The organism is Flavobacterium sp. (genome assembly GCF_049590715.1).
Lineage (GTDB): Bacteria > Bacteroidota > Bacteroidia > Flavobacteriales > Flavobacteriaceae > Flavobacterium.
Map to the genome: position 1 here is coordinate 1 of NZ_JBAWDL010000233.1, position 3,096 is coordinate 3,096.

3 protein-coding genes are annotated in these 3,096 nt (G+C 36.4%); all 3 read right to left on the reverse strand.

The window, feature by feature from the left end; all coding sequences use genetic code 11:
* A partial coding sequence (locus tag WBQ70_RS10560) for a MaoC/PaaZ C-terminal domain-containing protein (RefSeq protein ID WP_423913858.1) occupies nucleotides 1-296 on the reverse strand: 296 nt, incomplete at its 3' end.
* Nucleotides 297-497: 201 nt separating this feature from the next.
* The gene (locus tag WBQ70_RS10565; RefSeq protein WP_423913860.1) at nucleotides 498-1,568 is read right to left on the reverse strand and encodes a Gfo/Idh/MocA family protein; all 1,071 of its coding nucleotides are present in this window, start codon (nucleotides 1,566-1,568) and stop codon (nucleotides 498-500) included.
* Between the two features lie 142 nt (nucleotides 1,569-1,710).
* Complete coding sequence (locus WBQ70_RS10570) at nucleotides 1,711-2,943, reverse strand: ABC transporter substrate-binding protein (protein WP_423913863.1); 1,233 nt, start codon at nucleotides 2,941-2,943, stop codon at nucleotides 1,711-1,713.
* Between the last annotated feature and the right edge of the window lie 153 nt (nucleotides 2,944-3,096).

Consider the following 3,096-nt stretch of genomic DNA (forward strand, 5'->3'; position numbering starts at 1 on the left):
GTATCGTCAATATGAACGGGTTTTACAAAACGCAAACGATCATAACCTTTAGAAAAAGCTTCAGGGTTTATTTCGGTAGCCGTCATTCCAATTCCTACTGCAAAAGTTAAAGTACCATGTGCAATACGCTGTTTGAAGGGTTGTGTTTTACACCATTCAGCATCCATATGATGCGGAAAATAATCTCCTGTATGCCCAGCATGAACCACAAAATCAGTTTCTGTAATGGTTCTACCTAAAGTTTCTCTTTTACTACCTAATTTGTAGTCTTCATAGAATCGTGATACTATATGCATGTTGCTTAATTTTAGTTCATTAAGTAATAAAACTAAATGATTCTTAATTTCTTAATGGTAATGTTAAATACATATCCTTGTGAGTCTGTTAAGGAAATGTAAGTCTGAGCCTGACGAAGACCCACAAACAAAATACATTCCGACAAGCTCAATGTGACAATAAGTATTAAATTAGCTATTAAAACTAATTACACCAACGTGTTATATGTTATAATCTGGTACCACTCCACCGTTGTCATTTGACTCATAAGCCGCTTCCACAATAGCCATAGAATGTGCTACATCTTCTACACTTGTAGGCAGTTCAGCAGTTGAACCTTCTACATATCTCATGAGTGAAGCCATAGTACCCACAAATGCATCTGGAAACCAAGAACCTTCTAATTCCACTTCTATCCATTTTGGTTCTTGCCCTTCTTTCATGATGCAATACTGAAATAGGTCGGGCTTTCCGTTGGGATAATCTAATAACAATCCCATTCGCGCTTTAATGGCGCCTTTGGTTCCTTCCCATTTCACAAAACTTTCTTGATTTTTTTCTCCAAAGTTATGGTCGTGGTTGGTATTTATTATTGCACGCATGGCATCATTATAATCCATAATAGTGGTGGTACGAGTCGAAGACATCGGTTTACCTGGATTGCGCAAGGTTTTTGAATACACACCTTTTGGATTTCCTAAAAACGAACGAATCAAATCGATATAATGAATGCTATGTTGCTGAATTTCTAATCGTGGATGATCAACTACATTGGGGAAATATTCCCATGGCGTGTAGGTTGTTAAACGCACTTCAAAATCGTATAATTCACCAATCAATCCTTTGTTTATAATATCTTTGGCCGCCATGATATAAGGTGCATATCGCATCTGACAGTTGATGGCTGCTTTTAATTTTTTTCTTCTACAAACTTCTAATATTTCCATGGTTTGCTTAAAATCATCTCCCATAGGTTTCTGGATTAGTACCGCAGCTCCATCAGGAAGTTGTTCCAATGTTTGAACAAATTGATTCGGCATAAGCGTTAAGTCGTAAACCGCATTCTCTGGCGCTTCTTGCACCATTTCGGCTACGGTCTCGAACACTTTCGGAATCGAAAATAATTCTGCTAACTCTTCTGCTCTATGACGGGTTCTATTCGTAATTCCAGCAATCGTAAAGCCTACACTTTTATATGCAGGCAAATGAGCATCTTTTACGATGCCGCCGGCACCAATAATATATATAGGACGATTTTCAAACGGTAATTCTGGTTTGTAGTTAATATCCATTGTATTCTTTTTGCTAAATTCTATAAAAAATAGTGTTTGATTAGTGTCATATGATTTATTCATTACCACAAATTCATAAAAACCTACAATAATACTTTTAAATACTTGGCTTCACTCAAAATAATAGGATCTTATAGCAGCACTAATTTTCTATACTATCGATTTTTAATTGTGCTTGGTCTAAAATAATTTTTATATCTAGAGCACTATTAATGACCTCCAAAACCAATTGATCAATCACATCTGCAATTTCAGACCAGTTGCTTTTACGGGGTAACGAACGGGTGTTTTCATGTAATTCTTCTAGTTTATAATAATAAGGCACAACCGTGTTTACTTCACGATCATGCCAAGTTGATTTCCTACAACCAATTCCACCTTCTAAGGTCAATAATTTATCATTTTTGGCATTTACAGCAAATTGGATAAAATCATACGCCAACTGTTTGTTTTTACTGCCTTTTCCAATTACATATAACCAATAAGCATTGAGCGAAACACCTTCACCGTTAGGCCCAGAGGGAACATGCGCTACATCGACTTTTCCTTTTACTTTGGAATCAGGGAAAAACTCGCTAAAAGACGCAAATCCAAACCAATTGACCATCATTGCCAAATTTCCATTGGCGAAAGCCATACCAGACTTAACCGAATCAAAATCTCTAGAATCTGGATGAATCGCATTCGTATTTTGCAATGCTTTGCGATAAAATTCCATTCCCTCGATAGCTACTTGAGTATTGATTTTTATTTTTTTATTATCATCAAATAAATCTCCACCACGGGTCCACAATTGCAAGCAAAAATCAAAAACGGTATTGTGTCCGTCAGGATAAGCTGCAAAGGTAGTTCCGTATAGAGTGTCTTCGGGTCTGTTGAAAAATGCGGCTACTTCCATTAAATCATCCCAAGTTTTAGGTACTTCTAAAGGTTTTCCATGGTCTCTGTAAAAAGCAACTCCTTCCTCAATCGATTCAAACAAATCTTTACGGTAAATCAAGCATTCTGGACCATCATGAAAAGGCAATCCATAGATTCCTCCTTCAAATTGTTGTTTATAAAGTAACGATTCTGACCAGCCTTCAGGGAAATTATCAGGTGCTTTTTTGTTGATAAAAGGGGTCAATTCTTCGATCGCATTTGAGGTAAAAGCCTCGGCTATCCAATCGGTATTGATTAATGAGATATCCCAATCACCATTTGCTAAACCATCATTTTTTAAAATATTATCGTATAGAGGATGTAAGTCGAATGCCACAGCTTCCAATTCAAAATCACATTTTGTTTTTTGACAAAATGATTCCCAAATCTTGACTATTGATGATTCGAAAGCATCGAATTTACGTACTGCTATTCTAATTTTTTGTTTGCTCATTACTGAATTAATTCCTTTGTAATTGCATCTGTATGTTCTCCTAGTCCTGGTGAACCAAGGGTAGAAGTTAAGTATTCTCCATCAATTTTTATAGGGCAACGGGTCGTTTCATATTCAAAACCATCTCCCATTCGTACTTTTTGAAGCATGTCT

Bases quoted from the DNA above. Each gene is read 5' to 3' on its own strand.
- WBQ70_RS10570 (WP_423913863.1), bottom strand. From the start codon at position 2,943: ATGAGCAAACAAAAAATTAGAATAGCAGTACGTAAATTCGATGCTTTC.
- WBQ70_RS10565 (WP_423913860.1), bottom strand. From the start codon at position 1,568: ATGGATATTAACTACAAACCAGAATTACCGTTTGAAAATCGTCCTATA.